The 24,111-nt window shown below is 49.1% G+C and carries 24 protein-coding genes and 2 riboswitches; of the genes, 11 read left to right on the top strand and 13 right to left on the bottom strand.

The annotated features are described in order from the left end of the window. Positions 1 to 170 precede the first annotated feature (170 nt). Positions 171 to 1,196 (top strand): DUF1835 domain-containing protein, encoded by a 1,026-nt coding sequence (locus DCC85_RS12555; protein WP_108465900.1) that lies wholly within the window; start codon positions 171 to 173, stop codon positions 1,194 to 1,196. An 88-nt stretch (positions 1,197 to 1,284) separates the two neighbouring features. Here the strand turns inward: DCC85_RS12555 and DCC85_RS12550 are convergent, their stop codons facing one another. After that, positions 1,285 to 1,962 carry an SOS response-associated peptidase gene (locus DCC85_RS12550; protein ID WP_108465899.1) on the bottom strand — a complete coding sequence of 226 codons (678 nt, stop codon included), beginning with the start codon at positions 1,960 to 1,962 and terminating at the stop codon, positions 1,285 to 1,287. Positions 1,963 to 2,101: 139 nt separating this feature from the next. On the opposite strand from DCC85_RS12550, the gene DCC85_RS12545 reads away from it, so the two are divergent. The 5 genes from DCC85_RS12545 (at position 2,102) to DCC85_RS12525 (ending at position 6,873) form a co-directional block, all read left to right on the top strand. After that, complete coding sequence (locus tag DCC85_RS12545) at positions 2,102 to 3,304, top strand: hypothetical protein (protein ID WP_108465898.1); 1,203 nt, start codon at positions 2,102 to 2,104, stop codon at positions 3,302 to 3,304. A 163-nt stretch (positions 3,305 to 3,467) separates the two neighbouring features. Then, positions 3,468 to 4,676 (top strand): selenium metabolism membrane protein YedE/FdhT, encoded by a 1,209-nt coding sequence (yedE, locus tag DCC85_RS12540; protein ID WP_108467848.1) that lies wholly within the window; start codon positions 3,468 to 3,470, stop codon positions 4,674 to 4,676. Further along, entirely contained in the window at positions 4,666 to 4,893 is a 228-nt protein-coding gene (yedF, locus tag DCC85_RS12535) for a sulfurtransferase-like selenium metabolism protein YedF (RefSeq protein ID WP_108465897.1), read from the top strand. Before yedE ends, yedF begins: the two co-directional genes overlap by 11 nt. Before the next feature lie 342 nt (positions 4,894 to 5,235). After that, positions 5,236 to 5,838 (top strand): nitroreductase family protein, encoded by a 603-nt coding sequence (locus tag DCC85_RS12530; RefSeq protein WP_108465896.1) that lies wholly within the window; start codon positions 5,236 to 5,238, stop codon positions 5,836 to 5,838. Positions 5,839 to 5,961: 123 nt separating this feature from the next. Continuing rightward, a complete protein-coding gene (locus DCC85_RS12525; RefSeq protein ID WP_108465895.1) occupies positions 5,962 to 6,873 on the top strand; it encodes a DUF4118 domain-containing protein in 912 nt (303 codons plus the stop codon). Between the two features lie 121 nt (positions 6,874 to 6,994). Here the strand turns inward: DCC85_RS12525 and gcvPB are convergent, their stop codons facing one another. The 3 genes from gcvPB to gcvT are packed head-to-tail and all read right to left on the bottom strand — an operon-like array spanning position 6,995 to position 10,946. Next, positions 6,995 to 8,470 (bottom strand): aminomethyl-transferring glycine dehydrogenase subunit GcvPB, encoded by a 1,476-nt coding sequence (gene gcvPB / locus DCC85_RS12520; protein WP_108465894.1) that lies wholly within the window; start codon positions 8,468 to 8,470, stop codon positions 6,995 to 6,997. Further along, a complete protein-coding gene (gene gcvPA, locus DCC85_RS12515; RefSeq protein ID WP_108465893.1) occupies positions 8,467 to 9,822 on the bottom strand; it encodes an aminomethyl-transferring glycine dehydrogenase subunit GcvPA in 1,356 nt (451 codons plus the stop codon). Before gcvPA ends, gcvPB begins: the two co-directional genes overlap by 4 nt. Then, the gene (gene gcvT, locus DCC85_RS12510) at positions 9,819 to 10,946 is read right to left on the bottom strand and encodes a glycine cleavage system aminomethyltransferase GcvT (RefSeq protein WP_108465892.1); all 1,128 of its coding nucleotides are present in this window, start codon (positions 10,944 to 10,946) and stop codon (positions 9,819 to 9,821) included. The genes gcvPA and gcvT overlap by 4 nt, the downstream gene beginning before the upstream one ends. Positions 10,947 to 11,058: 112 nt before the next feature. Further along, positions 11,059 to 11,168: riboswitch (glycine riboswitch) on the bottom strand. A gap of 3 nt (positions 11,169 to 11,171) precedes the next feature. Beyond that, positions 11,172 to 11,285: riboswitch (glycine riboswitch) on the bottom strand. Positions 11,286 to 11,545: 260 nt separating this feature from the next. Here gcvT and gcvH point away from each other — a divergent pair. Continuing rightward, positions 11,546 to 11,938 (top strand): glycine cleavage system protein GcvH, encoded by a 393-nt coding sequence (gene gcvH / locus DCC85_RS12505; protein ID WP_108465891.1) that lies wholly within the window; start codon positions 11,546 to 11,548, stop codon positions 11,936 to 11,938. A 121-nt stretch (positions 11,939 to 12,059) separates the two neighbouring features. Here gcvH and DCC85_RS12500 read toward each other — a convergent pair whose 3' ends face one another. The 7 genes from DCC85_RS12500 to proB form a co-directional block, all read right to left on the bottom strand. After that, a complete protein-coding gene (locus DCC85_RS12500; RefSeq protein ID WP_108465890.1) occupies positions 12,060 to 12,929 on the bottom strand; it encodes a hypothetical protein in 870 nt (289 codons plus the stop codon). 339 nt (positions 12,930 to 13,268) lie between these two features. Beyond that, complete coding sequence (gene mtnB, locus DCC85_RS12495; protein WP_108465889.1) at positions 13,269 to 13,925, bottom strand: methylthioribulose 1-phosphate dehydratase; 657 nt, start codon at positions 13,923 to 13,925, stop codon at positions 13,269 to 13,271. A gap of 5 nt (positions 13,926 to 13,930) precedes the next feature. Then, on the bottom strand, positions 13,931 to 14,599 hold the full coding sequence (locus DCC85_RS12490; protein WP_108465888.1) for a 2-hydroxy-3-keto-5-methylthiopentenyl-1-phosphate phosphatase: 669 nt from the start codon (positions 14,597 to 14,599) through the stop codon (positions 13,931 to 13,933). Then, positions 14,596 to 15,816, bottom strand: a complete 1,221-nt coding sequence (locus DCC85_RS12485; protein ID WP_108465887.1) for a 2,3-diketo-5-methylthiopentyl-1-phosphate enolase — start codon at positions 15,814 to 15,816, stop codon at positions 14,596 to 14,598. The genes DCC85_RS12490 and DCC85_RS12485 overlap by 4 nt, the downstream gene beginning before the upstream one ends. Continuing rightward, on the bottom strand, positions 15,813 to 16,673 hold the full coding sequence (gene proC, locus DCC85_RS12480) for a pyrroline-5-carboxylate reductase (protein WP_108465886.1): 861 nt from the start codon (positions 16,671 to 16,673) through the stop codon (positions 15,813 to 15,815). Before proC ends, DCC85_RS12485 begins: the two co-directional genes overlap by 4 nt. A 30-nt stretch (positions 16,674 to 16,703) precedes the next feature. Next, positions 16,704 to 17,951, bottom strand: coding sequence for a glutamate-5-semialdehyde dehydrogenase (locus tag DCC85_RS12475; RefSeq protein WP_108465885.1), 1,248 nt, complete (start codon positions 17,949 to 17,951; stop codon positions 16,704 to 16,706). A gap of 39 nt (positions 17,952 to 17,990) precedes the next feature. Then, the gene (gene proB / locus DCC85_RS12470; RefSeq protein WP_108465884.1) at positions 17,991 to 19,097 is read right to left on the bottom strand and encodes a glutamate 5-kinase; all 1,107 of its coding nucleotides are present in this window, start codon (positions 19,095 to 19,097) and stop codon (positions 17,991 to 17,993) included. Between proB and DCC85_RS12465 the strand changes: the two genes are divergently transcribed. Then, positions 19,089 to 19,304, top strand: coding sequence for a hypothetical protein (locus tag DCC85_RS12465; RefSeq protein ID WP_108465883.1), 216 nt, complete (start codon positions 19,089 to 19,091; stop codon positions 19,302 to 19,304). The two genes, proB and DCC85_RS12465, sit on opposite strands and share 9 nt — an antisense overlap. Positions 19,305 to 19,456: 152 nt before the next feature. Here the strand turns inward: DCC85_RS12465 and DCC85_RS12460 are convergent, their stop codons facing one another. After that, positions 19,457 to 20,716 carry a pyridoxal phosphate-dependent aminotransferase gene (locus DCC85_RS12460; RefSeq protein WP_108465882.1) on the bottom strand — a complete coding sequence of 420 codons (1,260 nt, stop codon included), beginning with the start codon at positions 20,714 to 20,716 and terminating at the stop codon, positions 19,457 to 19,459. A 100-nt stretch (positions 20,717 to 20,816) separates the two neighbouring features. Here DCC85_RS12460 and DCC85_RS12455 point away from each other — a divergent pair, with 100 nt between their 5' ends. Beyond that, positions 20,817 to 21,623 (top strand): carbon-nitrogen family hydrolase, encoded by an 807-nt coding sequence (locus DCC85_RS12455; protein ID WP_108465881.1) that lies wholly within the window; start codon positions 20,817 to 20,819, stop codon positions 21,621 to 21,623. A gap of 26 nt (positions 21,624 to 21,649) precedes the next feature. Here DCC85_RS12455 and DCC85_RS12450 read toward each other — a convergent pair whose 3' ends face one another. Further along, positions 21,650 to 22,564: a LysR family transcriptional regulator gene (locus DCC85_RS12450; protein ID WP_108465880.1), complete on the bottom strand. Its 915-nt coding sequence runs from the start codon at positions 22,562 to 22,564 to the stop codon at positions 21,650 to 21,652. A 167-nt stretch (positions 22,565 to 22,731) separates the two neighbouring features. On the opposite strand from DCC85_RS12450, the gene lepB (DCC85_RS12445) reads away from it, so the two are divergent. Both lepB (DCC85_RS12445) and lepB (DCC85_RS12440) read left to right on the top strand, forming a co-directional pair. Beyond that, positions 22,732 to 23,286, top strand: a complete 555-nt coding sequence (gene lepB / locus DCC85_RS12445; protein WP_108467847.1) for a signal peptidase I — start codon at positions 22,732 to 22,734, stop codon at positions 23,284 to 23,286. 99 nt (positions 23,287 to 23,385) lie between these two features. Next, entirely contained in the window at positions 23,386 to 23,940 is a 555-nt protein-coding gene (gene lepB, locus DCC85_RS12440; RefSeq protein ID WP_108465879.1) for a signal peptidase I, read from the top strand. Positions 23,941 to 24,111 lie beyond the last annotated feature (171 nt).

Raw genomic sequence — 24,111 nt, 5'->3', positions numbered from 1 at the left:
GGATACTAAAGAACAAATATAGAATAGATTCTTTAGATTTGCTTCTGTTTTTGGGGCTAGATAGATTGAACTAAAGTTTGTTTTACATTGAACTTTCTATTATCAGGGCCTAATACGGCTTTATAACGTTCATTTCTTTAATTCATTCTATATAGATTGGAGGATAATGAATGGACAACCTTTACGAGAACCTCGGCCAGTTACGAGAAAAAGAAGTTAGGGCGCTTCTATATGACTTAGTAAGAACCGCGAATGTTAACGCTGCTAATGCAGAAGGAGAAGAGAAGAGGGTAGCAGAAGGACTGCTTCATTTAATTCAGGAGCGTATGAAGGCAGTGGTAGGCCTTCGCTTGCAGGCTGAGGCTTTGCAAACAACGGTCCACATCGTATTTAGCCTCTCTGATGCGGGGTCTTTGAAAGTGGCTCTTAGTAAAACCGGAAAACAGAAGTATTGCAAAGTGCTGTCATTTAATGAGATGTTCGCGATGGGTCCAATCAAAAATTTAGATAAGTCAGCTGGACAGCAAGACAGGCTAGATTGGCTAATTGAACATGACGAAGACTACAGATATGGGGTTAGCTACAATCAAGATCATCAGCTTGAGCCCATGGTGAGATTAATAAAGGGCATTTCGGAGAGTAAAAATGTTGTCATATGGTGTGCTAATAATGCACACGATCAGACGGGGCTGCGCTTTGTATTGTATTTGTTGAGGAAACGAAAGCAGCCCGTAAATATAGTCAATATTTCAGAGCTTTATAATACGATTACACTAGAACGAGAAGAAGGGATCTCTCCGATTGCTCGAGGGTTATTAAGCCAAGAACACTACGGTGAAATCGTAAGTAAATATAGTGATGGATTCCCCTTGGGAGCTGTATGTAGACAACAATACGAATCAGAATGGCTGGAGCTTGCAAACGAAGCTCATTTGCTGCGATTGTGGGAATATGGCAAGGTCAAAGGTTGCGGAGAAGATCAACTGGATGAACTCATTGTGAAATCAGTGAAGGAACTGCAAGAAGAACAAAATGATGCTTGCTTCATTGACGCTGGATGTGTCGTAACTAGAGTAGTAGAATCTTCGCAGCAGATTATCGGTCTCTCTTTTATAAAGTATAGAATCTGGAGTCTGGTTAGCAGCGGGGCTCTGGTATTCAAAGGAATCCCAGGTGCCCTGCATCAATTTTTATAGGTGTAGCTCGCTGACCAGTAATTAATAAATCTATAAGCTATAGAGAAAGCTCTGTCCTCATAAAATCCGCTTCCAAAAGTACTAAAAGTCAGCGTCTCTTAACCCATGCTTGCTGCAGATCCATCTCCTGAATACATTCAGCAGTGTCATATCGGCTGTCGTCAATCAGGGGTGTCACCGCATAGGCATGCATTTCATCGGCCCTGTGCGGCCGCAGAATCGGACCCAGCGAGCTTAGGTCGTTCGCCTTCTCATCGAGCCATCGGTTCATGTCCTCCGCGGACAGAATCGCTGGCATCCGGCTCTCATATTCGCCGATCAGCGGGTTGGCTTCTGTCATGACCAAGGTACAGGTACGGAGTGGTTCCCCGCGTGCATCCCGCCAAATTTCGTACAGACCGGCTACTCCGAACATGCCTTGGTTTTTCATGACCACTCGTACAGGGTATGCTTTCTTGCCTTCTTTTTTCCAATAATAAAATCCATTGCAGGGGATGACACACCGCTGCTTGTCCACGATTTTACGGTAACTTGGATTGCCGTGCACATTGCGGATATCTGCGTTGATTGCATCTTTTCCCCAGTACGGAACCAAGCCCCAGCGGAACTCATCCAGAATTCGCTCCCCGTTCTGCAGCAGCACTACCGATGTTAGCTGTGTTGGACTGATGTTATAGCGGTTCCTATAGTAGAACATCACCCGGTCGATTTGAAAATGCTCTTGAACCTCAGGCAGCTCTGCCGTCATGGAAAAACGTTGACACATAAAGCATCAGCCTCCCTTTACTCCGTAGTATTTTTACAAGGAAGGAAGATTATTCATAAACGATAAAAAGGAATGGAGTTAGCTTCTCAAGAATGAACAGGAGGAACTAGAGAGAGTACGACAAATAAGGAGTGTGCTCATGAAGTTATATCGGAACATCATTTATCAATTAGGCAAGAAGGACACGCCCCAAGTATTGATTGAACGGATCGGACAGGCATTTATGGGGGCTACATATGAGGCCCAAGATATTAAATTTTTCCTTAGCGATTTGGTGAACGGAGTATCTGGAATTGATCGGCTCGTAAAACACAATCCGGCACTGGAGCGATTTCTCTACACGTCGGAGACGGTACTGGGACATGAGCGAAGGTTGTCCAACCTCCCAACTGCATGGGAGGGGGCTAATCCAAGTGGTTGTACCACATCACTTAAGATGCAAGATACCGTAGAAATCATTAGCGGGATTCCACGCCGCTACCCACTGAATCAAGCGATATTTATATTTGATCGTCTTCCAATGCTTAGCCGGAATCCAGATGCTGTAAAGGCAGTGCCGGCCCCTTTTATTGCAAAGGGAATGCATGCTCAGACGAGCTTGTTTGTACCTGGTATCCCTGGAGAGAGCGATTATCCTTCACCGTGCATTCGGGTGCAGAGTGATTGGTGGATTTCGGGACGAAGCAATTTTATGGATGCGATCGTGGAGCTTGGTGATCTTTCCGAAGGAACTCCTCAGCTGGAGCTTATGGAAGGCGAACGACAATTTTTGGAGGAAATTGGTGAGATTTATCATGAACGCATTTTTGCGGTTCCTTCGAATGAGGAAGAAGCAGCCGCAGTATTCGAGAAAATAATGGCCGGACAGCGAATCGTGCAATCATATTATGAAGATGGCAATCTAAAAGGGGCCTGTTATCCGTTTAAGCTGGAACCACTTGGGATTGGAGATTATATCGCAGAACCGTTATCTGTTAAAAAAGCGATTAAGCGTCATTTCCTAAAGCGCGGCTTTAGCTATAATTCTAAATATAGCAGCGGTGGTACTTACACGATTACGAGAGTGACTAAGCATCACTATCTTGTAAAGCTTACCTTCCATCGGGGTGAATTTGACGTGAATGTCTTGTGCGAAGCCAGCATAGAAGGGCCGCTGTGGAAGCATGAGTTTAGCCTACCTGCTGCTGCTGACCACATGAAACCGTACCGGGTGACCCGGCAGATAGATGTCGACCATCAGATTGGTAACATTGCTGCGGCTTATGATATCGCGCAGAAGGTGATTATCGAAGCCATTGATGATCTGTACGGTGCAGGGCCGGCATGGCTAACCTATTTATAAGCAGGTTTTAGCAAGACTGGGGCTTTATGCACTCCACGTTCTTTTGAATTAATACAAGTCAAATTTCACCAACAAGAGAGGAGGATTTTGTAGTAAAATATACTAATGGGATAAAAATAGAATAGAGTGGTCGACTCTAGCGAATGAGGAGTTATTGGAGCAAGTGAAAAAGTTATATTCAATGTGGTTTGGAAGTTATTGGAGCCCCTATCTGGTTATGTCTCTGGCTGGGATTCTGAGCGCAGTCTATTTCGGTATTACCAATACGGTATGGGCTGTGACCGGTGAGTTTACCCGGCTGGGAGGGCATATTCTGGAGTTTTTCGGGGTAGATGTATCTGGCTGGGCTTATTTCGGTTTGGTTCACATGAACGGAACAACCTGGACGCGGACCGATGGCTGGATCGTATGGGGGATGTTTGCTGGAGCCTTGATTACAATTCTCCTAAGCGGTAATTTTAAGATTCGATTGCCAAGACAGAAACGGCGGTATGTACAGGGGTTTGCTGGCGGAATTATTGCCGGCTTCGGAGCTCGTATGGCTCTGGGCTGCAATCTTGCAGCCTTTTTTACCGGAGTGCCTCAATTCTCGCTCCATTCCTGGATTTTTATTATGGCAACGGCTGCAGGGACTTTCTTGGGGGCCAAGCTGGTCAACACCAAGTGGTGGAAAGGCAAGCCTGTCTTGAGAAAGGGCACTGCCGTGCCGTCAGTGAAGCAGGGGAAGACCCGGCAGCCGCTCCTGGGCGCGATTTTGGCTCTTGTCTACGGGGGGGTGGTCGTCTATTTCTATGTTGATGGCCGGATTATGCTGGGGACAGCTGCTCTCTTTGGGGCTGCATTCGGTATTTTGATAGAACGTGGACAAATCTGCTTCACTTCTGCCTTTCGCGATCTGTGGATCAGCGGCCGGGCTACGATGACGAAGGCGATTACTATTGGTATGGCGGTTAGTTCTGTCGCTACGCTGATCATTATTCTTGTTCATGGCATGGATCCGATTACGAAAATTGCCGCCCCGAGCACCTTGATCGGCGGTCTGCTGTTCGGCTTGGGGATTGTTATGGCCGGTGGCTGTGAGACCGGTATGATGTACCGACTGATGGAAGGACAGGTCGTCTTTTTGCCTGTGTTTGTTGGAAATATTATCGGCGCCACTTCTTTGGCATATGCATGGGATCACATGGGGGTATATAATCTTCTTGTGAAGAGTGGCTCGCCTGTGAACCTCATCACTGTCATGGGGCCGGCGGCTGCATTGATTGTTACCCTGCTTGTACTTGGCGTCGGATTTGCGATTGCTTCGTACTGGCAAAAAAATTACCGCTTTGGCGTTGGATTCAAGAAAGGTGATGTTACACATGAACGTTGATTTGACATTAGACCTACGGGGTGAATCTTGCCCTTATCCAGTCATCTACACCCTCGAGACACTGCAAGAGATGAAGAAGGGAGAGACCCTCCAGGTGATTTCAGACTGTTCTTCTGCATTTCGGAACGTTCCGGAGGAAGTTGTGAAGCACGGTTATACCATGGCACAGGAGCCGGTCAAGAACGGTCCTGAATTCAGCCTGTTTATCCAAGTGTAATTTTATCAATAACGAATGTAATAGAGATACGCTATTCCGCATAAGGAGTAGCGTATTTTTCTTTTTTTGGGCTGCCGAAGGTTAAAGGAAAGGGTGCGGCAACATAGAAGTTGAAGAGAATAAGGGTATAGAAAGAAAAAGATGTAAATAAAATGTTGACTTCGTAGTATTACTATTATATATTATATAACGAAAAGTAATTAACAATTGTTTATTAATTGATTCGATTTTGGGATTCTACAGTAATGATTTAGTGAATAACAGCTCTTGTTTTGTCACAACCTTAGATGACTAGATCATGGATCCAGAATAATGAAACAGAACTTTGAGGAGGCATTTCTAATGGCAAAATCTTTTTTTGAAGCATTGAAGCACAGACGTTCTTATTACGGAATCAGCAAAGAAGCTCCTGTCTCTGATGACCGCGTTGTTGAAATTGTTCAAGATGCTGTTAAATACACACCAACTTCATTCAACTCCCAGACCAGCCGCGCTGTTGTTCTCTTCGGCGAGAACCATAATAAATTGTGGGATATCACTCTTGAAGCTCTAAGAAAGATTGCTAAGAGCGAGGAGGCTTTCGCAAGCACTTCCGAGAAGATCGCTTCTTTCCGTGCAGGACATGGAACCGTGCTTTATTTTGAGGATGAGAATGTCATTAAAGGACTGCAAGAGCAGTTCGCACTTTACGCTGATAACTTCCCGATTTGGGCAAATCAATCCAACGGCATGCTGCAATTAGTGGTATGGACTGCGCTTGAGGAAGAAGGATTTGGCGCATCGCTTCAACACTACAATCCACTGATTGATGAAGAGGTTAGATCCACTTTTGGACTGCCTTCCAGCTGGAAGCTGATTGGTCAAATGCCATTTGGTAAGCCAACTTTCGAACCTGGCGACAAAGAGTTCCAACCCGTTGAAGAACGCGTGAAAGTCTTTAAATAAGAAAATCTATACGCAGCTTAAGCATGGAGGACCGGCCTATTGCCGGTCTTTTTTTGTTGGTCATAATTAGGTATGATAGACCTCACATGGGTAAATGAGGAATCTTCATCAAGGAGGGACATGATGTCTAAGAAGAACGCTATAATTGTACAAACTGTGTCACATGTGCTCTGGCTGCTGGCAGTGGTGCTTTATCCCGTTTTCTACTGGATAGCTAGCTCTAATCTAAAGGTTCCCGAGGATTATCAGCTTCCCTTATATTTGTACGTATTTGATAAGCTATTAATATATTATCCTGCTGCCTTATTGATATCGTTATGCTGCTGGCTATTCTTTGTGTTTCGGAAATACAAACTGGCGGTTGTGGCAGCGAATCTGCCAGCCTTGTGGATTGTAATGGCGGTTACGGTATTGGCCGCAGGTAATGTACATGTGAGCGAACAGAGAGCCGAGGAGATCGCCAAGCAGTATGTCAGCACCCAATATAGGGAAGAAGCTGTTATTGATGAAGTTTTTCTGCACAGTGGCTTCCTGGGGTATTTGGTGGATGGACATTTTCAAGATAAATACCAATCGAGCTTCCAGCTTATTGTGGATCATCGGGCCGGGAAGGTGAGTGATTACAAGCTGTCTTACAGCTATACCAATATGAAGCTGCGCCTGCTGAATGACGAGGTGAAGGAGCAATTACTCAAGAAGGGCTATCAGTATCCGGAGGGTAAGGGTGGCAAAAAAGACGATACCTTCCTTATTGCACGCGGTTGTGCTGATCTTAACATCTGCCGTATTCATGAAGTTCAGGTTGCACTTCCTGTGGAGTCTAATGAGGATCAACAGGCGGCGTATAAGGAGCTCTATGAATGGCAGAAACAGCTTCCTATCAAAATTGATAGTATTTCGATACAGAATTCAGTGACGAAGAAGGCACACTCCAGATGCCTCCGGCCAGCGGATTTCTATAAAAGTCGGGAGAATCAATATACACTGGAAGAGTTCTTAAATAGTTCCAAATGTGAATCGGCAGGAGATCATTAAGTTATAAGCAGTATCAACACAATCTTAAAAACCCCAGAGCGGTTAGCCTTAAGGTATCGCAGAACACCTTATAGGCCCCATAACTCTGGGGTTTATTAGTGTGCCTCCCCGAATTTAACTCTTAGCTGCAAGCACAGTTAAGCACTGGTTTTCTTGCTGCTCCCGTCTCATCCAAGCGGGTAACAGGTGTACTGTAGGGGGCGTTGAGCAGAAGATCAGGATTCTCTTTGGCTTCCTGTACAATTTGAATCATAGCATCAATAAAGCCGTCCAGCGTTTCTTTGCTTTCCGTCTCTGTAGGCTCAATCATAATACACTCATCAACATTGAGCGGAAAATAGACGGTAGGCGGATGATATCCAAAGTCCAGCAGTCTCTTGGCGACATCCAAGGTGCGGATTCCGAAAGGCTTTAGACCGCTGCCGGACATGACAAATTCATGCTTGCAGATCCGGTCATATGGCATCTCAAAATAGGGGGCCAGCCTTGCCCGCATGTAGTTGGCATTCAATACTGCACACTCGGAGACACGTCTTAAGCCCTCCGGGCCAAAGCTGCGGATATAAGCGTAAGCACGGACCAGAATACCGAAATTGCCGGAATAGGCCTTTACACGTCCAATGGATGTATTCTTCGGTTTACTGAATGCATAGCTTCCATCCTCCAGCTTCTCTACCACAGGTTGAGGCAGGTAAGGAAACAGCAGGCTCTTCACTCCTACCGGACCCGCACCGGGTCCGCCGCCGCCATGCGGCGTGCTCATGGTCTTATGCAGATTAAGGTGCACCACATCAAAGCCCATATCTCCCGGGCGTGTAATCCCCATGATGGCATTCGAGTTGGCTCCGTCATAGTAGAGAAGACCGCCAGCATCGTGGACAATTTCCGCAATTTCAACGATTTGTTCTTCAAATAAGCCAAGCGTATTCGGATTGGTCAGCATGAGGGCCGCAGTATCATTGCCTACTGCACCGCGGAGAGCATCCAAATCAACCAGGCCTTCTTCTGTGGAAGGAATGGTAATGGTCTGCAGGCCCGCAACGGAGGCGCTGGCAGGGTTGGTCCCGTGGGAGGAGTCCGGCACGATGACTTTCGTCCGATGCTCGCCTCTCGCTTCATGATAGGCACGGATCATCATCAGCCCGGTCCACTCCCCATGAGCGCCTGCAGCAGGCTGCAGGGTAACCGCATCCATACCGGTCAGCCCGGCCAGATCCTGCTGCAGGGTATAGAGCAGCTCAAGGGCTCCCTGCACACTTTGTTCCGGCTGCAAGGGATGAATCTTGGCAAACCCTGCATATCGGGCTACATCTTCATTGACCTTGGGATTGTATTTCATCGTGCAGGAACCGAGCGGGTAGAAGCCGTTATCTACACCGAAATTCCGCCGCGACAGCTCGGTATAATGGCGGATCACATCCACTTCATAGACCCCCGGCAGGGCAGCTTCCTCCTTGCGCAGCATCTTGCTGGGGATTAACTCCTTTAGCGGCTGTGCAGGCACGTCCAGCTCTGGCAGGGAATAAGCCGTCCGCCCAGGGCGGCTAAGCTCGAAGATCAGAGCTTTGTCATGGGTTGCCTGTTGGTTGTCACTCATAGCAATTCCTCCAGTACACCGGCGAACCGGTCAATTTCTTCCTTGCTGCGGCGTTCCGTAACGGCAATCAGCATGTGGCCGGCGAGCTCTGGGTAGGAACGTCCAAGATCATAGCCGCCAATGAAGCCGGCCGCGAGCAGATTGCTCTGCAGCGTGTCAAATTGTGCCCCTTGCGGAAGCTTAATGACAAACTCATTAAACGTTGGGGCGGAGAAGGGGATGCTTATCCCGGGAATCTGGCTTAATCGCTCTTTCGCATAGCAGCTCTTATGAAGATTCAAAGTGGCTGCTTCAACAAGACCGCGTCTTCCCATGACGGAGAGGTAGACTGAAGCGCAGAGTGCCAGCAGGGCTTGGTTGGAGCAAATGTTGGAGGTTGCCTTCTCCCGGCGGATGTGCTGTTCTCTGGCTTGCAGGGTCAGCACGAAGCCGCGTTTGCCATTCTTGTCGGTGGTCTGACCGACAATTCGTCCTGGCATGCGGCGCATATGGGCTTCGGAGACGGCGAAGAAGCCGCAGGTTGGGCCGCCGAAGGAGCCTGATATTCCCAGAGGCTGCGCATCGCCGACCACAATATCCGCCCCTAGCATACCCGGAGCCTCCAGCAGGCCTAATGACAATGGATTGCTGCTTACAACCATCAGCCCTTTGTAGGCATGGATCAGCTTGCCGATCTCCTCGATGTCCTCCATGGAACCGAGAAAATTCGGGCTTTGAATCAGGACGGCAGCCGTGTTCTCATTAACCGCCTGTTGTAGAGCGGATAAATCTGTAGTTCCATCTTGCATTTCAATCTCTACGATCTCTAAACCTAGCCCATGGGCATACGTATGAAGCACTTGTCTTGACTCGGGATGCACGGTTTGAGAGACGATAATCTGCTTGCGTTTGGTTGCGGCGGCAGCCAGCGATCCCGCTTCAGCTAATGCTGTTGCTCCGTCATACATACTGGCATTGGCTACAGCCATGCCGGTGAGCTCACAAATATACGATTGGAATTCGAAAATGGCCTGCAGCTCTCCTTGGCTGATTTCCGGCTGATAAGGGGTGTAAGCTGTATAGAATTCGGATCTGGAGAGGATGTGATTAATGACGGAAGGAACATGATGATCATAGATTCCTGCGCCAAGGAAGCTGACATGACTATCAAAATGAGCATTGCGGCCAGCAAGTGCTGACATATGGCGTGTCAGGCTGTATTCATCCAGGCGGGAAGATACAGGCAGTTCGCCCTGAAAGCGGATGGATGCAGGGATATCTTTGAACAGTTCGTCCATAGAATTGACGCCAACGGTAGCTAGCATTTCTGCCTGAGATTCTTCTGTCATCGGCAAATAGTGGTGTTTGATCATGACGGTTCAGCTCCTTTTGGAGGGGATGGTTGTCGTTTATAAAAAGGAGTCTTAATAACTTGGGCTTGAAGGCGCTTGCCCCGGATTTCTACCTCGACCGGTGTTCCCAACGAGGCATAACGGCTGTCAATTAGAGCAAGCCCTAAATTACGCTTTAGCGTAGGAGACTGTGTTCCAGTGGTTACCTCACCAATGCGAACACCACTGGAATAGACGGGATAATGACTCCGCGGAATGCCCCGGTCTATCATTTCAACCCCGACCAGCTTGCGGGGAGGGCCAGCATTCTTCTGAGCAGCCAGCGCATCGCGGCCGATGAAATCGCCTTTGTCCAGCTTCACGAAGAAGCCGACACCGGCTTCAAGCGGAGAGATTGTGCTGGACAGTTCTTGCCCGTAAAGCGGCAGCTTGGCCTCGAAGCGAAGAGTGTCGCGGGCTCCAAGCCCCGCAGGCTGTAACCCGTGCTTGCTGCCGATTTCAAGCAGGCCGTTCCAGACGGCTGCGGCGTTCTCTGCAGGAAGATACAGCTCGAAGCCGTCTTCTCCGGTATAACCGGTACGAGAAATGAGCGCCTCGGCCCCGAAAAGCTGCACATGTTGGATAAATCTGAAAGGGGCAAGCTTAGACGGCTCCTTCCCAGCAGCGCTTACCAGAATGTCGGCGGCCAAAGGTCCTTGAAGCGCGAGGAGGGCCGTTTGATCAGAGATGTTCGTCAGATAGACTTCCTCAGATAGATGTTGTTGCAGCCATTCCCAATCCTTGGCGAGGTTGGAGGCATTCACAACGAGCATAAATTGCTGCTCGGCCAGCCGATATACAAGCAGGTCATCCACAACGCCGCCATCCGGATAGCACATCAAAGTATATTGGGCCGCTCCGATTTGCAGGGAGGCCGCATCGTTCGTAGTCATTTGCTGAATAAATGCTAGCGCGCCAGGGCCTTGAAGGAGAAACTCACCCATATGAGACACATCGAATAACCCTGCACGTTTACGAACAGCCTCATGCTCTTTCTGAATGCCTTCGAATTGAACGGGAAGCTCCCAGCCCCCAAAATCGATGCATCTAACACCCGGGAAGGTAGCGTAGCATGGGTAAAGCGGGGTTCTTTGCAGATCTGACAAATGAAATCACCTCTTAATCAATGTGATAGTACGCCAAAAAAGGACAGGCAGCGAAAGAAGAGATCGCAAAATGCCGGGGCTACCGGCTTTTATGCGATTCGTCCTTCGAAGGCTCTGTCCTCGGTACCTGAGAGTTGCCGCAAATGCACCTTCATCTGATGCAGCGCGTTTCCCCTTGGGTGATTTGGCCCTAACGACGATATGGCCAAATGCTCTCCAGAGATGCGTCCGGTAAAGGTCCTTTTGCCTGAGAGATTCACAATCCCAAGGAAGGGATAGCTTGCTCCTTCGGCGTTACCTCATACAAATTAATAGGGTAATCTCTCCCTTTACGTTCACCCGCTCTTCATAAGTCCATTAATACGTGAAGAGAGCATGTATGTCAACTAATTTGTCATAAAAATTTTAATTGAATATTTCGGTAGCGCTTTCTATAATTAAATTATCTATGATTTCCCAAATATCGCAATAAAGGTGTGAGGTATATTGACATTTGCCTTCTGAATGAATAATCTAGACTTGTAATCGGAGGCTGTTAGAGTAAATATGACACCACCATATTGGGATGAAATTTTAGGGATTGGAGTGGGAGACGAGCGATGAGTGAAGTGAAGAGCGGACTTTGGTATAGTGAAGAGCATGAATGGGTTCAGGATTTGGGGAATGGCAGTGTACGGATCGGAATTACGGATTTTGCACAGCACCGGCTTGGGGATATTGTATTCGTAGAGCTGCCTGACATTGACACCAAGGTTGAGGCGGAAGACGGGATCGGCACGATTGAATCTGTAAAGACCGTATCCGATTTGTTCACTCCGGTCAGCGGGCATGTGACCGCAATTAATGGGGAGCTTGAAAGTGCACCAGAGCTCGTAAATAATGACCCTTACGGTGCTGGATGGATGGTGGAAATTCGTCTGTCGGAAGATAGTAGTCATGCGCTAGGAAAGCTGCTGAACGAAGAAGCTTACCGTAAGCATACAGAGGAATAATTGCTGGTTAATGAAATGAACATTGCTGGCAATCATGAAGAAAGCTCTGGATTACAGGCCTTAACTTTTAACCTGTAGCTCAGAGCTTTTTTGGATTACGCAAAGATGGACTCTACTTATTTCAATTCATTCCAAGAACTTTATAGAAGCTTTGCATATTCTGTTTGTACAGTTCATCGTTGAAGGAGAGCTGGTTCATGAGGTTCTGCACACTTTCTTTGTAAGCAGCCTGAGAACTGGTGTCAACACCGCTAAAGAGGTTTTGTGGCCGATTGCTTTGGAATAAGGCATCACGCTGATTTGCTTCTGCTCGGTATTCTTTCACCCACTTCGGATTTTTCGGAATTTGTTTGGTGAAGTCAAGCAGAACCTCAAGCCCGTTTCCGCCACTGGCAATATCCTCTTGAAATTTCTTATATTCCGCAGGATCTGCGTGCTTCATCAGTTCAGAAGGGCTGATGTAGTCCTTGGGGGCGCCAACAGGGCGTTCTTGGGGAGTCATGAAATCCACTTGTCCTGTTGCGGGGTCGACAGATCGCGATTTTGCAATCGTGGCAATGGTGTTTATCGTGTTTAGGAATTCTTCAGCCTGGGAGCCGCTCATGTATTGATCTGCTATGTACTTTGCTTGTGATAGTCCTAATTCGATCAATCCCGACCGCTGATCTTCACTTAATGTTTCTGTGGGCATAAAGTTGGATTGAATCATGCTGTATACTGCATCAGTTACTTGCTCCGATTGTCCTTGCAGCACTTGGGTAAGAGATTGATTAATCTCTGATGTACCGAAATATTTAGCAGGGTGCGACTCAATTGCGCCAGCTGCTAGCTGACGGCCTTCAGCACTAATTTCAACCCGATCGTGCTTCAGTTCTCGGTTAAAATCCCCCATTCTCAGTTGTGGTTTTTCTGAAGTTTCACTCGTTAGGTCCAGCTTAGGCAGTGAACTAGTGGCTCTGGTTGGGGCTGTAGAATTTCCCGCAACTCGCATATTATTCTCATCCTCCTGTAAATTTCCTTTTTTTACGTATATCGGCTTTTGTTGAACCTAATTGAATAGGGATTTATATTTTCTTTAGAAAAGTATTTGACTTCAGAGCAAGCGGTTAAATAAAACAGCGGCGGAGGAAGACATCCTATGTCTCTCTCCGCCGCTAAATGTCATCATGACATAGCAGCACTAATGATATATGCTAAATTTTTGATCTAATATAGATTTAACTAAAGAAACGAATGTTATAGGGCCGTATTAGGCCGTTATATATAGAAAGGTCAATGTAAAACTCTAGTTCAATCTATATAGTTGCAAGGTATGTGATGAGTGAGGGGATCAGCGTCCTCCGCCAGCAAGCAGTAGAGAATAATAAATATGCTCAAAGATAAATTCGAACGCTTCCAGATGCCGTTTGGCTTCAAAGGCATTTTTGCCCCAGGCATAAATGCCATGGTTGCGCAGCACAATGCCAGGGATATCAGGCTTCAGTGCGTCAGGAACTAGCTTTGCAATGGAGGGAATGTCTGCATAGTTGGGCAGCACCGGAATCTGAATGGCGGCATTCTCTTCCCAGATCCCAAGCCCTTTGATGAGCTCAATACCTTGAGCCGGAACATATCCCTGATCCCCGTAACGTTCGCTGACTACATTGTTGAAGATGGTATGCACATGGAAAATAGCTCCGCAGCCGGTAAGTCGGTAGATTTCAGCATGAATCAGGGTTTCGGCGCTTGGCTTCAGGCGAGTTGCTTCACAAGCTTTGCCCTTCGCATCTACGAATAAAAAATCCTCAGGGGTGCTAATGGATTTATCCTTACCACTGGCAGTTACCGCAAAGTGGAATTCATCCTCCGAAAATTCGCCTACCCGAATAGAAAGATTGCCGCTCGTTCCCGGAAACCAGTTGCGGGAGGCGAATAATTCTTTGACATCCCGCAGCTCGCCTAAAGCACGAAGTTTGTCTTCGGTCGTAATCTGGTTAAATGATGGCATGACGGTTAACCTTCCTCTCTATGCCGCATATCGCGAATAATATCATGGAATGTTTCGAAGGAAATATGGGCGACGCCAAGCTCGCGGCATTTCTCTGTAAGCCGGGCTCTTGAATAGATGCGGTCAGCCAGCTTGGCTCCCTCAAAGTCTGTCAGACTGTCTCCAATTAAGATGCGCTCATATTGCTCTGCCGGATACTTGCGCATCACTGTTGTTTTGCACATGCCGCAGCCGTTGGAACAGTGCTCATCACAGGGATACGGCCACTCGATCCGGATCGTGTCTTGACTGAAATCTGCATGGTTACAGTAAATATGCTCAGCAGGGATTCCGAACGGTTCAAGTAGCGGAAGCACGAAGAAATCGATTCCCCCGCTGGTTACATTGAATTCAATATCCTGCTCCCGAACATACTCAAGGAACTCTTTAAATCCGTCGCGAATGCCGGCCTGGTCCAGTACAAAGCGGGTCACTTCATCCTGGAACCCCGCCGGAATGAGGTTAAACATCGCTCCAACACCTTCTTGAATAGAGAGATGCTGGGCAACGGTTTGTTCCATAATGGACTCATAGCCTTCGGGCTTAAAATGCTTCATAATGGCGACGATGTTGTCACTTAAGGTGATGGTACCGTCAAAATCACAGAAAATGACGGGCCGTTTCTTTGCGCTCATTTTCGCCCTCCCCATAGATCTAGTGCTGCCTTGAGCTCTGGAAGGCGAAGGGAGGCTTCCTCCAAAGTGACGCCGTTCATAGCGGCGTCAATAGCTTGAAGAAAGGCCTGGCCGCCCGCCCGTGCTCCGCCTGGATGACCGTGAATTCCCCCGCCGGCATTTACAACAACGTCTGTACCGAAGTCTGTGAGAATTTGAGGAACAAGACCCGGATGAATGCCAGCTGAAGGTACAGGGAAGCTTTGCCGCAGCGGTATGTCGTCACGCGTAAGCTCGTAACGAATCGCAAGATTCTCTTCCCGCGGCATGACAACCGAACCGTACGGTGAAGGGAAGAGTACGAGATCCGCTCCTGCCGCTCGGAGCAGCTTCCCTAACAGCAGCGCAGGTGAAATACCGTAATGTTGAGAAGGATAGATAGCCCCGGCTAGGGAAGGATGGGCAGCGATGGGGACACAGATGTCCGGATCGCTGCTTAGCTCCTGGAGGGCGTCATAACCATAAGCTAGTGTGCTGAAGAGCAAAGCCGTCGCTCCGGCATCGATAGCCCGCTTGGCCGTAGCTTTCAGCTCGGATGTCTTTCCAGTCAGATTGACTGCGTATAGCAGCTTCTTGCCGGTTGTCTTCTCAGCTTCTTCCGCTGCTTCCCGGCAGATTTCAGCACGGCGTTCAATGGGAGTAAGCGGGTTCTCGAACAGAATCTCATCATCTTTGATGAGGTCCACTCCGCCAAGCGCCTGAGCCAGAAACTGCTCCTTCAGCCCATCCAGATCATAGCCGACGACGGATTTGAAGATGCTCATGAGAAGCGGGCGATTATGTACGCCAAGCAGCTCGCGAACGCCGGGAATGCCGAATTTTGGTCCTGGGAACGCACTGAGGAAATTCTCTGACAGTCCAATATCCAGCAGTCTAATCCGGCCATCCATCGATATTTTACCGAATACCGTAATCAAGAGAGCAGGAATATCCCGGGTAAAGTTAATATCCGGATAAGCGATCTTCACATCTGCATAGCGTTCACCAGGCTCAGCTCCTTGTGGCTCGTAGACTTCTATGTTCTCCACATGGCCTAGATGTTTGCGCATATTCTCCTGCTGAAGCTGGGGCAGCTCTGTCCAGCTGCCGACAGTCATGCCATTCGCAATGGATTCGGCCTTCTTGCGGAAATCCGCTTTATCGTCATAAATACGGTAGGTTGCGATGCAATAGCTCATTTCAATTCCTCCTCGACCTTAGCTCCCATCTCTTTGGATCTCGCGGCTGCGCGATGCACAGCGGCTTTGGCGGCCTCTTGAAATCCCCTTGATGCAAGAACTTCAAGTGCAGCCTGGGTGGATCCATTCGGCGAGGTGATCGCCCGTCTGAGCTCAGCGGGTTCTTCACCGGTTTCTCGCATCATACAAGCGGCTCCCAGCACGGTCTGAACTGTCAATTCTCGCGATTGCTGTGGCGTAAGGCCGCCTTCAATCCCCGCCTCAATCATGGCTTCCATCAGGAAGTAAATGTAAGCAGGTCCGCTTCCAGATACACCGGTTAGAATCTCCATCTGGTCCTCGGGTATGACACTAACGGTGCCTATCGCTTCAAAAATCTTCATGGTCTGTTCACGCAGCTCGCTTGTGACCTCATCCGAGAAGGAGATGCCGGTAGCGCCAAGGCCGATCATGCTGGAGGTGTTGGGCATTGTACGAGCAATCGGAATTTTACGTCCAAGCAGTGCTTGGATGGTGGCAATGGACAGTCCGGCAATGACCGACACGATCAGCTGGTTTGGAGACAGCAATGAGCTGAGGTCCTTTAGCGCAGAACCGGCGTCTTTTGGCTTCATAGCCAGCACAACAATGTCAGCCGATGAGATCATGTGCTGTTTTTGTTCTTCTTCCTGGGCGGTTAACACGCCGTAGCGGTTAGAAAGATAGGCTAGCCGTTCTTGGTTGCTTCGGTTCAGCATCGCGATCGCTTTCGGCTCGGCTACTTTGCTATTAATCATGCCGCGGACTATAGCTTCGGCCATAGATCCGGCACCGCTGAATACGATGGAAGGGGTTGCTGCAGATGGTGATATGGACATTATGCCCGACCTCCTTAGATAAAAAGTTTATTATTCCCGAATTTGACCGTTTCCTTCGATAAGATACTTCGTTGAGGTAAGTGCAGGCAGTCCCATCGGACCGCGGGCATGAAGCTTCTGGGTGCTGATGCCGATTTCCGCGCCGAAGCCAAATTCAAAGCCATCGGTGAAGCGGGTAGAGGCGTTGTGATAGACTGCGGCGGCATCGACTTCGTTTAAGAAGCGATCAGCATTGACCCGATTTCCAGTTACGATGCACTCGGAGTGCTTGGTGCTGTACTTATCAATATGGGCCAGAGTTTCATCCAGTCCGTCCACAATTTTAATGTTTAAAATATAGTCGTTATATTCTGTGGCATAATCCTGCTCGGAGGCTTCCTTGGCAAACGGAACGAGTTCAAGCGTGCGCGGACAACCGCGAAGCTCTACCCCGGCGTCGCGAAGCTGAGCTGCGAGCTTCGGCAGTTGTGAAGCCGCAAAGCCTGAGTGTACGAGCAAGGTCTCCATCGCATTGCAAACCGAAGGGCGGGATACCTTGGCGTTCAAAGCGATCGCACGGGCCATCTCCGGCTCAGCAGTCTCATCCAGGTAGGTGTGGCAGATGCCCGCTCCGGTCTCAATCACCGGCACAGTGGCATTTTGCACGACATGCTGGATGAGGGAGCTGCCGCCTCTTGGAATAATGACGTCTAGCAGCCCGTTCAGCTTAAGCATTTCATCGACAGCCCCTCGATCAGCTTCTTCGATCAGCTGCAGGGCATCTTTAGGGATAAATGTATGCTCCAAGGCGTCATGCATAATTTCGACCATGCGGCGGTTTGAGGATAATGCCGCTGACCCGCCCCGCAGCACGACGGCATTGCCTGTCTTCAGACAGAGACCCGCAGCATCTACAGTAACATTCGGCCGTGCCTCATAGACCATGCCGATAACGCCAAGGGGCACACGTTTCTTGTAAATTTTCAGCCCGTTCGGGCGCTCAATCGTCTCCAGCAGCTCACCGACTGGATCCGGCAGCTGTGTGATCTGCCGAAGTCCTTCAGCAATACCTTCAATACGCTGCTCTGTAAGGGCAAGACGGTCCAACAGCGACTCAGAAATGCCCTGCGCTCGGCCGCGTTCTAAATCCTCGCGGTTTGCAGCAAGAATGGAGTCGGCAGAAGAAATTAAGGAATCCGCCACGATGCTTAGCGCTTCGTTCTTTTGGCTTGCGGTCAGCTTGGCAAGCAGCCTTGCTACCGAGCCCGCCAGCTTGGCTTTGGCTACGACTTCACTCATAAAGGATACCTCCAGAAGTAGGGATGATTTGAATCAAGGTTATGATTTCAATGAGATCCATTCGTCTCTGTGAATGACCTCAAGTCTGTGAACATCATGAAGCTGGTTTAATACGTCTCCGCTGGAAAGCCCTTTGATATCTTCCAGCTGGTCTGCATCATAGTTGACAATGCCACGTCCAATCGTCTCCTGCTCCGGGCCCATCACTTCAATGACATCTCCGGCATGAAAGCTGCCCTTCACTTGCTGCACGCCTACTGGAAGCAAGCTGCGTCCTCCATGGAGCAGGGCCTCTTCGGCTCCGGCATCGACAGAGATGGAGCCGAGCGGGGTGGAGAGGAAGCCCAGCCACTGCTTTTTACGGGACAGGGAGGCTAGCGAGGTATGGAAATAGGTTCCCCGTCCGCTACCTTTCGCAGCATCGAGCATTTCTCCTGGCAGGGTAACCTTGCCGACAAATACATGAACACCGCCCCGCATCGCGATTCGGGCTGCATCCAGCTTGGATCGCATCCCGCCGGTTCCCACCTTTGAACCTGCTCCTCCAGCAGCTGCGTACAGCTCGTCGGTAATTTCATCGACGCGATCAATCTTGACCGCTGCAGGGTCGATGCGCGGATCTTTAGTATAGAGGCCATCCATATCCGTCAGAATGAGCAGGTGATCCGCCTTAAGCAAGTTGGCGACAAGGGCGGAGAGAGTATCGTTGTCTCCGAACTTAAGCTCGTCGATTGAGACGGTATCATTCTCGTTAATGATCGGAATGGCTCCCTGCTTAAGAATTTCCTCCATGGCCATGCTTGCATTCCCGGTTCGACGCCGGTTATTAAAGTCGGCTCTTGTCAGCAGCACCTGGGCAGCCAGCAGGCCGTGCAGAGCAAAGGCCTCACGGTAAGCCTGCATCAGGAAGGCTTGCCCTGCCGCAGCCGCAGCCTGCTTCTCATGAAGGAGCTTGGGCCTCTCTCTGTAACCGATTTCGCGGAACCCTGCCGCGACGGCTCCTGAAGAGACAAGAATCACCTGATACCCGGCTTTTTGAAGACCTGCAAGCTCGGAGGCAAAGAAAGCGACGGCTTCGCTTCGAAGCCCGCCGGATTCGGAGGCCAAGGAGCTGCTGCCGATTTTGACAACGATACGATGAAGCATGAAGATCCTTCCTTCCTAAAGCTCATAATCGTCCATGACTTGTTTTCCCTAATAAAAAAACTTCCGTCCTATCGCAATTGCTGCAAAGGACGAAAGTTAATCTTCCGCGGTACCACCTTTATTGATGATGCGAAGCATCATCCCACTTTGGGCCTGGTAACAGCAGGTGCTGTCCGGCAGGAAGCCGGCCGCTCAGGGGTAGGATAGTGCGGAAGATCCGGCGGTAAATTCTCGCAGCCTAAGGAATTTACTCTCTTAAATCACCGTATTGACCTTTCGCCAGGTCCCGTCATCACGTTTAGATATTTAGTGTAAGAATACCATGCCCGATCAGCCTTTGCAAAGCATATAGGCTTCTGTTAGAACAGGCCAAGCTTTCCGATGCGCTGGACCGCTTCTCGGAGTCTGTTCTCATCACTGAGCAGCCCGACACGCACATAGCCTTCACCGTAGCGTCCAAAGCCTACACCGGGAGCAACGGCAACTTTGCTCTCCCGAAGGAGGAGGTTGGAGAAGGAAACCGAGTCCATCCCTTTTGGTACGGGCAGCCACGCAAAGAAGGAGCCGCTTGGCTTCCTTGCTTCCCAGCCGATCTCAGCCAGAGCGTCAAAGAATGAGTTCCTACGGGACTCATAAAGAGCGGCGAGGTCTTTTACATTCTGCTGGCTCGCCGTAAGGGCGACTTTGGCCGCCTCCTGGATGCCTCCAAATAAGCTCACATAAATATGATCCTGCAGCAGGTTGATGAGCGAGATGATTCGCTCATTGCCAAGGGCGAAACCAACACGCCAGCCTGCCATATTGTAGGTCTTCGATAAGGTGTAATATTCTACGCCGACTTCCTTGGCGCCTGGCGTCTGCAGGAAGCTGATCGGCGTCTTGCCGTCAAACCCGATCGCCCCGTAAGCAAAGTCGCTGGCAACCACAATACCATGTTTTGCAGCAAATTCCACCGTATCCGCATAGAAGGAAGCGGTAGCGGAAGCGCCCGTAGGGTTATTCGGGTAGTTAAGGAACATCAGCTTGGCACGCTCGCGGTCCTGCAGAGAGATTTGGCTGTAGTCGGGAAGGTAGTCATTATCTTCACGAAGCGGCATGAAGGACATTTCCGCACCGGCAAGGGCAACACCGGACCAATAATCGGGATAACCCGGATCCGGAACTAGGCACAGGTCTCCAGGATTAAGCAGGATTTGGCTGATCTGTACAAGCCCTGTCTTCCCGCCAAAAAGGATGGCCACTTCCTTGTCGGGGTCCAGAACAACCCCGTAATCCTCCCTGTAACGTTCGGCAACCGCTTCCTTCAGGAAACGGTGCCCTGTGAACGGAGAATATTTATGGTATAACGGATTTGCAGCAGCCTCCTGAAGGGCGCGCACGATATGTGGGGGAGTCGGACGATCGGGATTTCCTTGGCCCAAGTTGATAACATCATGGCCTGCGGCAACTTCACGTCCTACGTTCTGTACAAGTCCGGCAAAGAACTGCTTGGGCAGGCGCTTCATGACCTCAGCGGCTTCGATGGAAAATGGCTGGTGCTGTGCTGATAAAGGGGTAGGCTTCAAATCCAAATTCAACACTCCGGTCTGTAGTAAAATAGAATAGATTAAATTTAACATGATTTATCCCAGCTGTATACCCCGGATTGACGTGACCATCTGAGCTTTAATATGATGGAACCAAATATAAAAACTACTGCAATGAGAAGGGAAGAGATGGATGAGCACAGCTGCAACCCATTGGAATATAGCGTTAATTCAAGCGGATATAGCGCTTGGTGAGCCGGAGCGGAATCGCGGGCATTTGTACGATCTGATGAAGAAGGCCGCTCAAGCCGAGAATAAGCCCGATGTTCTGGTACTGCCAGAAATGTGGAATACAGGTTATGCGTTAGCACAAATTCAGGATCTTGCGGATCCCGGTGGCCAAAACAGCAGGGCTTGGCTTCGGGATTTTGCCCGGGAACACGATGTACACCTTGTTGCCGGCTCTATTGCGGAGAAGCAGGGGGAACAGGTTCGAAATACGATGTATGTCATCGATAGGTTGGGACAGGAAGCCGGGGTTTATTCCAAGATTCACTTATTCCGGCTGATGCAGGAAGAGAAGCACCTGGCTGCCGGACAGCATCCTGTAACATTTGAGCTCGACGGCACACTGGCAGGGGCCTCCATCTGCTATGATATCCGGTTTCCGGAGCTTGCCAGGTTGCTGGCCCTTAAGGGAGCAAAGGTGCTCTTCGTTCCAGCGGAGTGGCCGCATCCTCGCCTGCAGCATTGGCGGACATTGCTTACGGCAAGAGCCATTGAGAACCAAATGTATGTGGTTGCCTGCAACCGTGTGGGCGAAGGCGGAGGAGACCGTTTCTTCGGACACTCCCTGATCATTGATCCATGGGGTGAAATTGTGGCTGAGGGCGGTGAAGAGGAAGAAATTATTACAGGCAGCATATCTCTCGGGACGGTGGACGAGGTTAGGGGTAGAATTCCTGTTTTTGAAGACCGCCGTCCCGAGCTTTACCGCTAAATTCAATATGCTTCCAGTTCGAGGCCTTAATCTTGCCCCATACGGCTGGTTAAGGTCTCTTTAAATGTATCTATAAATGCTTCTGCTGCTTTCGATAAATAGCGTCCTTTTCGGTAAGCAATGACCAGCGTGCGGCTGGGAACCGGCTCAGCCAAGGGCACATAGACGGGGATCAGCTCGCTTCGCTTGGCGCGGGCAATAAACCGGGGGACGAGCGTAATGCCCATACCCGCAGCGACCAGGGATTGAACGGTTTCAATGTTGTTGCTCTCAAACACAATCTTTGGCTCAAATCCGGCTTCCTGGCAAAGGCCGACGGTCAGCTTGCGGAATCCCTGTCCTTTTTTTAGCACAATAAATGGCTCCTCTTGGAGTTCCTCCATTCTTACTCCCCCGGAAGTGGAAGTGCGGCTGGCAAGCGGGTGACCGGGAGGCACGGCAAGCAGAATCTGCTCCTCACCAATCGGGACATAAGTCAGAGAAGGTTCCTGAAGGGGAAGTGACAATAGACTTAAGTCCGTTCCCCCGCTGGCGGTTAGCTTCTCCAAATTCAAGGAGGTATCTTCCAGCAAGGTGATTTGGATTCCCGGATGAGTCTCTTTAAATACAGGCAGCACGTAGGGTAATAGATGGGAGCCTGTAATTGGCATACTTCCAACGATGACCCGTCCGCTTCGCAGCTTGGAGATATCGTCCATCTCCTGTCTCAGCTGCTCCACCGCATCCATAATCTTGCGGGCGTGGACAATGAAGCTCTCACCAGCGTGTGTTAATTCTACCGAACTTGTATTGCGCTGGAACAGCATTACCCCCAGCTCTTGTTCAAGCTTCGACAGCTGCTGGCTGAGCGAGGGCTGGGCAATGTGGAGCTTCTCTGCAGCCCTGGAGAAATTGCGCTCCTCCGCGATTTGCAGCGTATATTGAAATTGGCGTAATTCCATGGCAGTGTATCCCCTTGTGTACAGTATGCTTATAGAAAAAACCTATGAGTTAATGAGAATATATAGTTGCAAGGCCAGGATGTCAACTTGAAAAGACAGGAGAATTTTTCAGCAGCTGATCTCCTATGCTATAATCGCTCTATGAATACATTTGGAGGTTGGCAATGATGAAGGTTTGGAAAGAGCTAAGAGGATGGCTGCTGTCAATAGGCATCGCCTTCGTGCTCAGTTTATTTATCGGTATTTTTGTTATTCAGCCCTATAAAGTAGATGGGCATTCCATGGATCCGACCCTTCATGACAAACAGCGGATTTATGCAGAGAAATGGAGTCATGCGCTTGGAAATTTGCCTGATTATGGAGATATCGTCATTATCGACAGCCGGGTGGACCGTTCAAGAAACTTCTGGGATGATGTCGTTGAACATCCGCTGATTAGCCTATTTACGGGAGATTCCAAACAAGAGATCTTCTATGTGAAGCGCGTGATCGGCAAGCCGGGAGATACGATCGAAATCAAGAACGGTAATGTGTACCGCAATGGAGAGGAACTGGTGGAGCCTTACATTAAGGAGAAGATGGAAGTCACTCCGGATCAGAAATGGACGGTCCCCGAGGATCATATATTCGTTATGGGAGATAACCGGAACAACAGTAAGGACAGTCGCATGATTGGTTTTATACCGCTGGATCATGTCATGGGAATTAAAGAGTTTAAATAACTGAGAGCCGCCCATCTGGGCGGCTTTTTTTGATATTTTTCCAATTTCAATAGATTGTGCTAAAATCAACCTAAGAGAGGAAATGGAGGTAATTGGAAGATGAGAATTTGGAAGGAAATCGGAAGCTGGTCTTTATCTATCGGTCTTGCTTTTATCCTGAGCATGTTCATCGGCATTTTTATTTTCCAGCCTTATAAGGTCTACGGGCATTCTATGGATCCGACGCTCCATGATAAGCAGCGGATTTATGCCGAGAAATGGAGCTACACCTTAGGAAATCAGCCGGATTACGGCGATATTGTCATTGTTGATAGCCGGGTCGAGCGCAAGCGTACCTTCTGGGACAGTGCCCGGGAGCACCCGCTGATCAGTCTGCTAACAGGAGATACGATGGATGAAGTTTTCTATGTAAAGCGGGTCATCGGTAAGCCTGGAGATACGGTTGAGATTAAGAATGCCAAAGTATTCCGCAATGGTGAACAGTTGGATGAGCCTTACATTAAGGAACAAATGGAACTGCTTCCTGATCAGACTTGGAACGTGCCGGAGGATCATATCTTTGTGATGGGAGATAATCGGAATAACAGTAATGACAGCCGCATGATCGGCTTTATTCCCATGGATCATGTACTGGCGACCAAAGGTTTTAAATAAATCGGATATATCTAGAAGTATGGCCGCCTGTGGGCGGCCTTTTTTAGGCAATTGGCACACTACACCCTAATATCAATGCCCGGTATAAAAATGTTAAATAAAGTAACATAGAACCTCGCCTAAAGTCCCGAATATAAGCTGAATTCTTTAATTTGAACAGCTAATCTTTAA

The organism is Paenibacillus sp. CAA11, from assembly GCF_003060825.1.
Classification (GTDB): Bacteria; Bacillota; Bacilli; order Paenibacillales; family Paenibacillaceae; genus Fontibacillus.
The sequence above is the reverse complement of the archived record's forward strand: the minus strand, read 5'-3'. Positions and strand labels throughout refer to the sequence as shown.

Excerpts from the sequence above, each read along its gene's own strand:
- DCC85_RS12555 (WP_108465900.1), top strand. The coding sequence starts at position 171 with ATGGACAACCTTTACGAGAACCTCGGCCAGTTACGAGAAAAAGAAGTT.
- DCC85_RS12550 (WP_108465899.1), bottom strand. The coding sequence starts at position 1,962 with ATGTGTCAACGTTTTTCCATGACGGCAGAGCTGCCTGAGGTTCAAGAG.
- DCC85_RS12545 (WP_108465898.1), top strand. The coding sequence starts at position 2,102 with ATGAAGTTATATCGGAACATCATTTATCAATTAGGCAAGAAGGACACG.
- yedF (WP_108465897.1), top strand. The coding sequence starts at position 4,666 with ATGAACGTTGATTTGACATTAGACCTACGGGGTGAATCTTGCCCTTAT.
- DCC85_RS12530 (WP_108465896.1), top strand. The coding sequence starts at position 5,236 with ATGGCAAAATCTTTTTTTGAAGCATTGAAGCACAGACGTTCTTATTAC.
- DCC85_RS12525 (WP_108465895.1), top strand. The coding sequence starts at position 5,962 with ATGTCTAAGAAGAACGCTATAATTGTACAAACTGTGTCACATGTGCTC.
- gcvPB (WP_108465894.1), bottom strand. The coding sequence starts at position 8,470 with ATGAGTGACAACCAACAGGCAACCCATGACAAAGCTCTGATCTTCGAG.
- gcvPA (WP_108465893.1), bottom strand. The coding sequence starts at position 9,822 with ATGATCAAACACCACTATTTGCCGATGACAGAAGAATCTCAGGCAGAA.
- gcvH (WP_108465891.1), top strand. The coding sequence starts at position 11,546 with ATGAGTGAAGTGAAGAGCGGACTTTGGTATAGTGAAGAGCATGAATGG.
- DCC85_RS12500 (WP_108465890.1), bottom strand. The coding sequence starts at position 12,929 with ATGCGAGTTGCGGGAAATTCTACAGCCCCAACCAGAGCCACTAGTTCA.
- mtnB (WP_108465889.1), bottom strand. The coding sequence starts at position 13,925 with ATGCCATCATTTAACCAGATTACGACCGAAGACAAACTTCGTGCTTTA.
- DCC85_RS12490 (WP_108465888.1), bottom strand. The coding sequence starts at position 14,599 with ATGAGCGCAAAGAAACGGCCCGTCATTTTCTGTGATTTTGACGGTACC.
- DCC85_RS12485 (WP_108465887.1), bottom strand. The coding sequence starts at position 15,816 with ATGAGCTATTGCATCGCAACCTACCGTATTTATGACGATAAAGCGGAT.
- proC (WP_108465886.1), bottom strand. The coding sequence starts at position 16,673 with ATGTCCATATCACCATCTGCAGCAACCCCTTCCATCGTATTCAGCGGT.
- DCC85_RS12475 (WP_108465885.1), bottom strand. The coding sequence starts at position 17,951 with ATGAGTGAAGTCGTAGCCAAAGCCAAGCTGGCGGGCTCGGTAGCAAGG.
- DCC85_RS12465 (WP_108465883.1), top strand. The coding sequence starts at position 19,089 with ATGAAGCATGAAGATCCTTCCTTCCTAAAGCTCATAATCGTCCATGAC.
- proB (WP_108465884.1), bottom strand. The coding sequence starts at position 19,097 with ATGCTTCATCGTATCGTTGTCAAAATCGGCAGCAGCTCCTTGGCCTCC.
- DCC85_RS12460 (WP_108465882.1), bottom strand. The coding sequence starts at position 20,716 with ATGTTAAATTTAATCTATTCTATTTTACTACAGACCGGAGTGTTGAAT.
- DCC85_RS12455 (WP_108465881.1), top strand. The coding sequence starts at position 20,817 with ATGAGCACAGCTGCAACCCATTGGAATATAGCGTTAATTCAAGCGGAT.
- DCC85_RS12450 (WP_108465880.1), bottom strand. The coding sequence starts at position 22,564 with ATGGAATTACGCCAATTTCAATATACGCTGCAAATCGCGGAGGAGCGC.
- lepB (WP_108467847.1), top strand. The coding sequence starts at position 22,732 with ATGAAGGTTTGGAAAGAGCTAAGAGGATGGCTGCTGTCAATAGGCATC.
- lepB (WP_108465879.1), top strand. The coding sequence starts at position 23,386 with ATGAGAATTTGGAAGGAAATCGGAAGCTGGTCTTTATCTATCGGTCTT.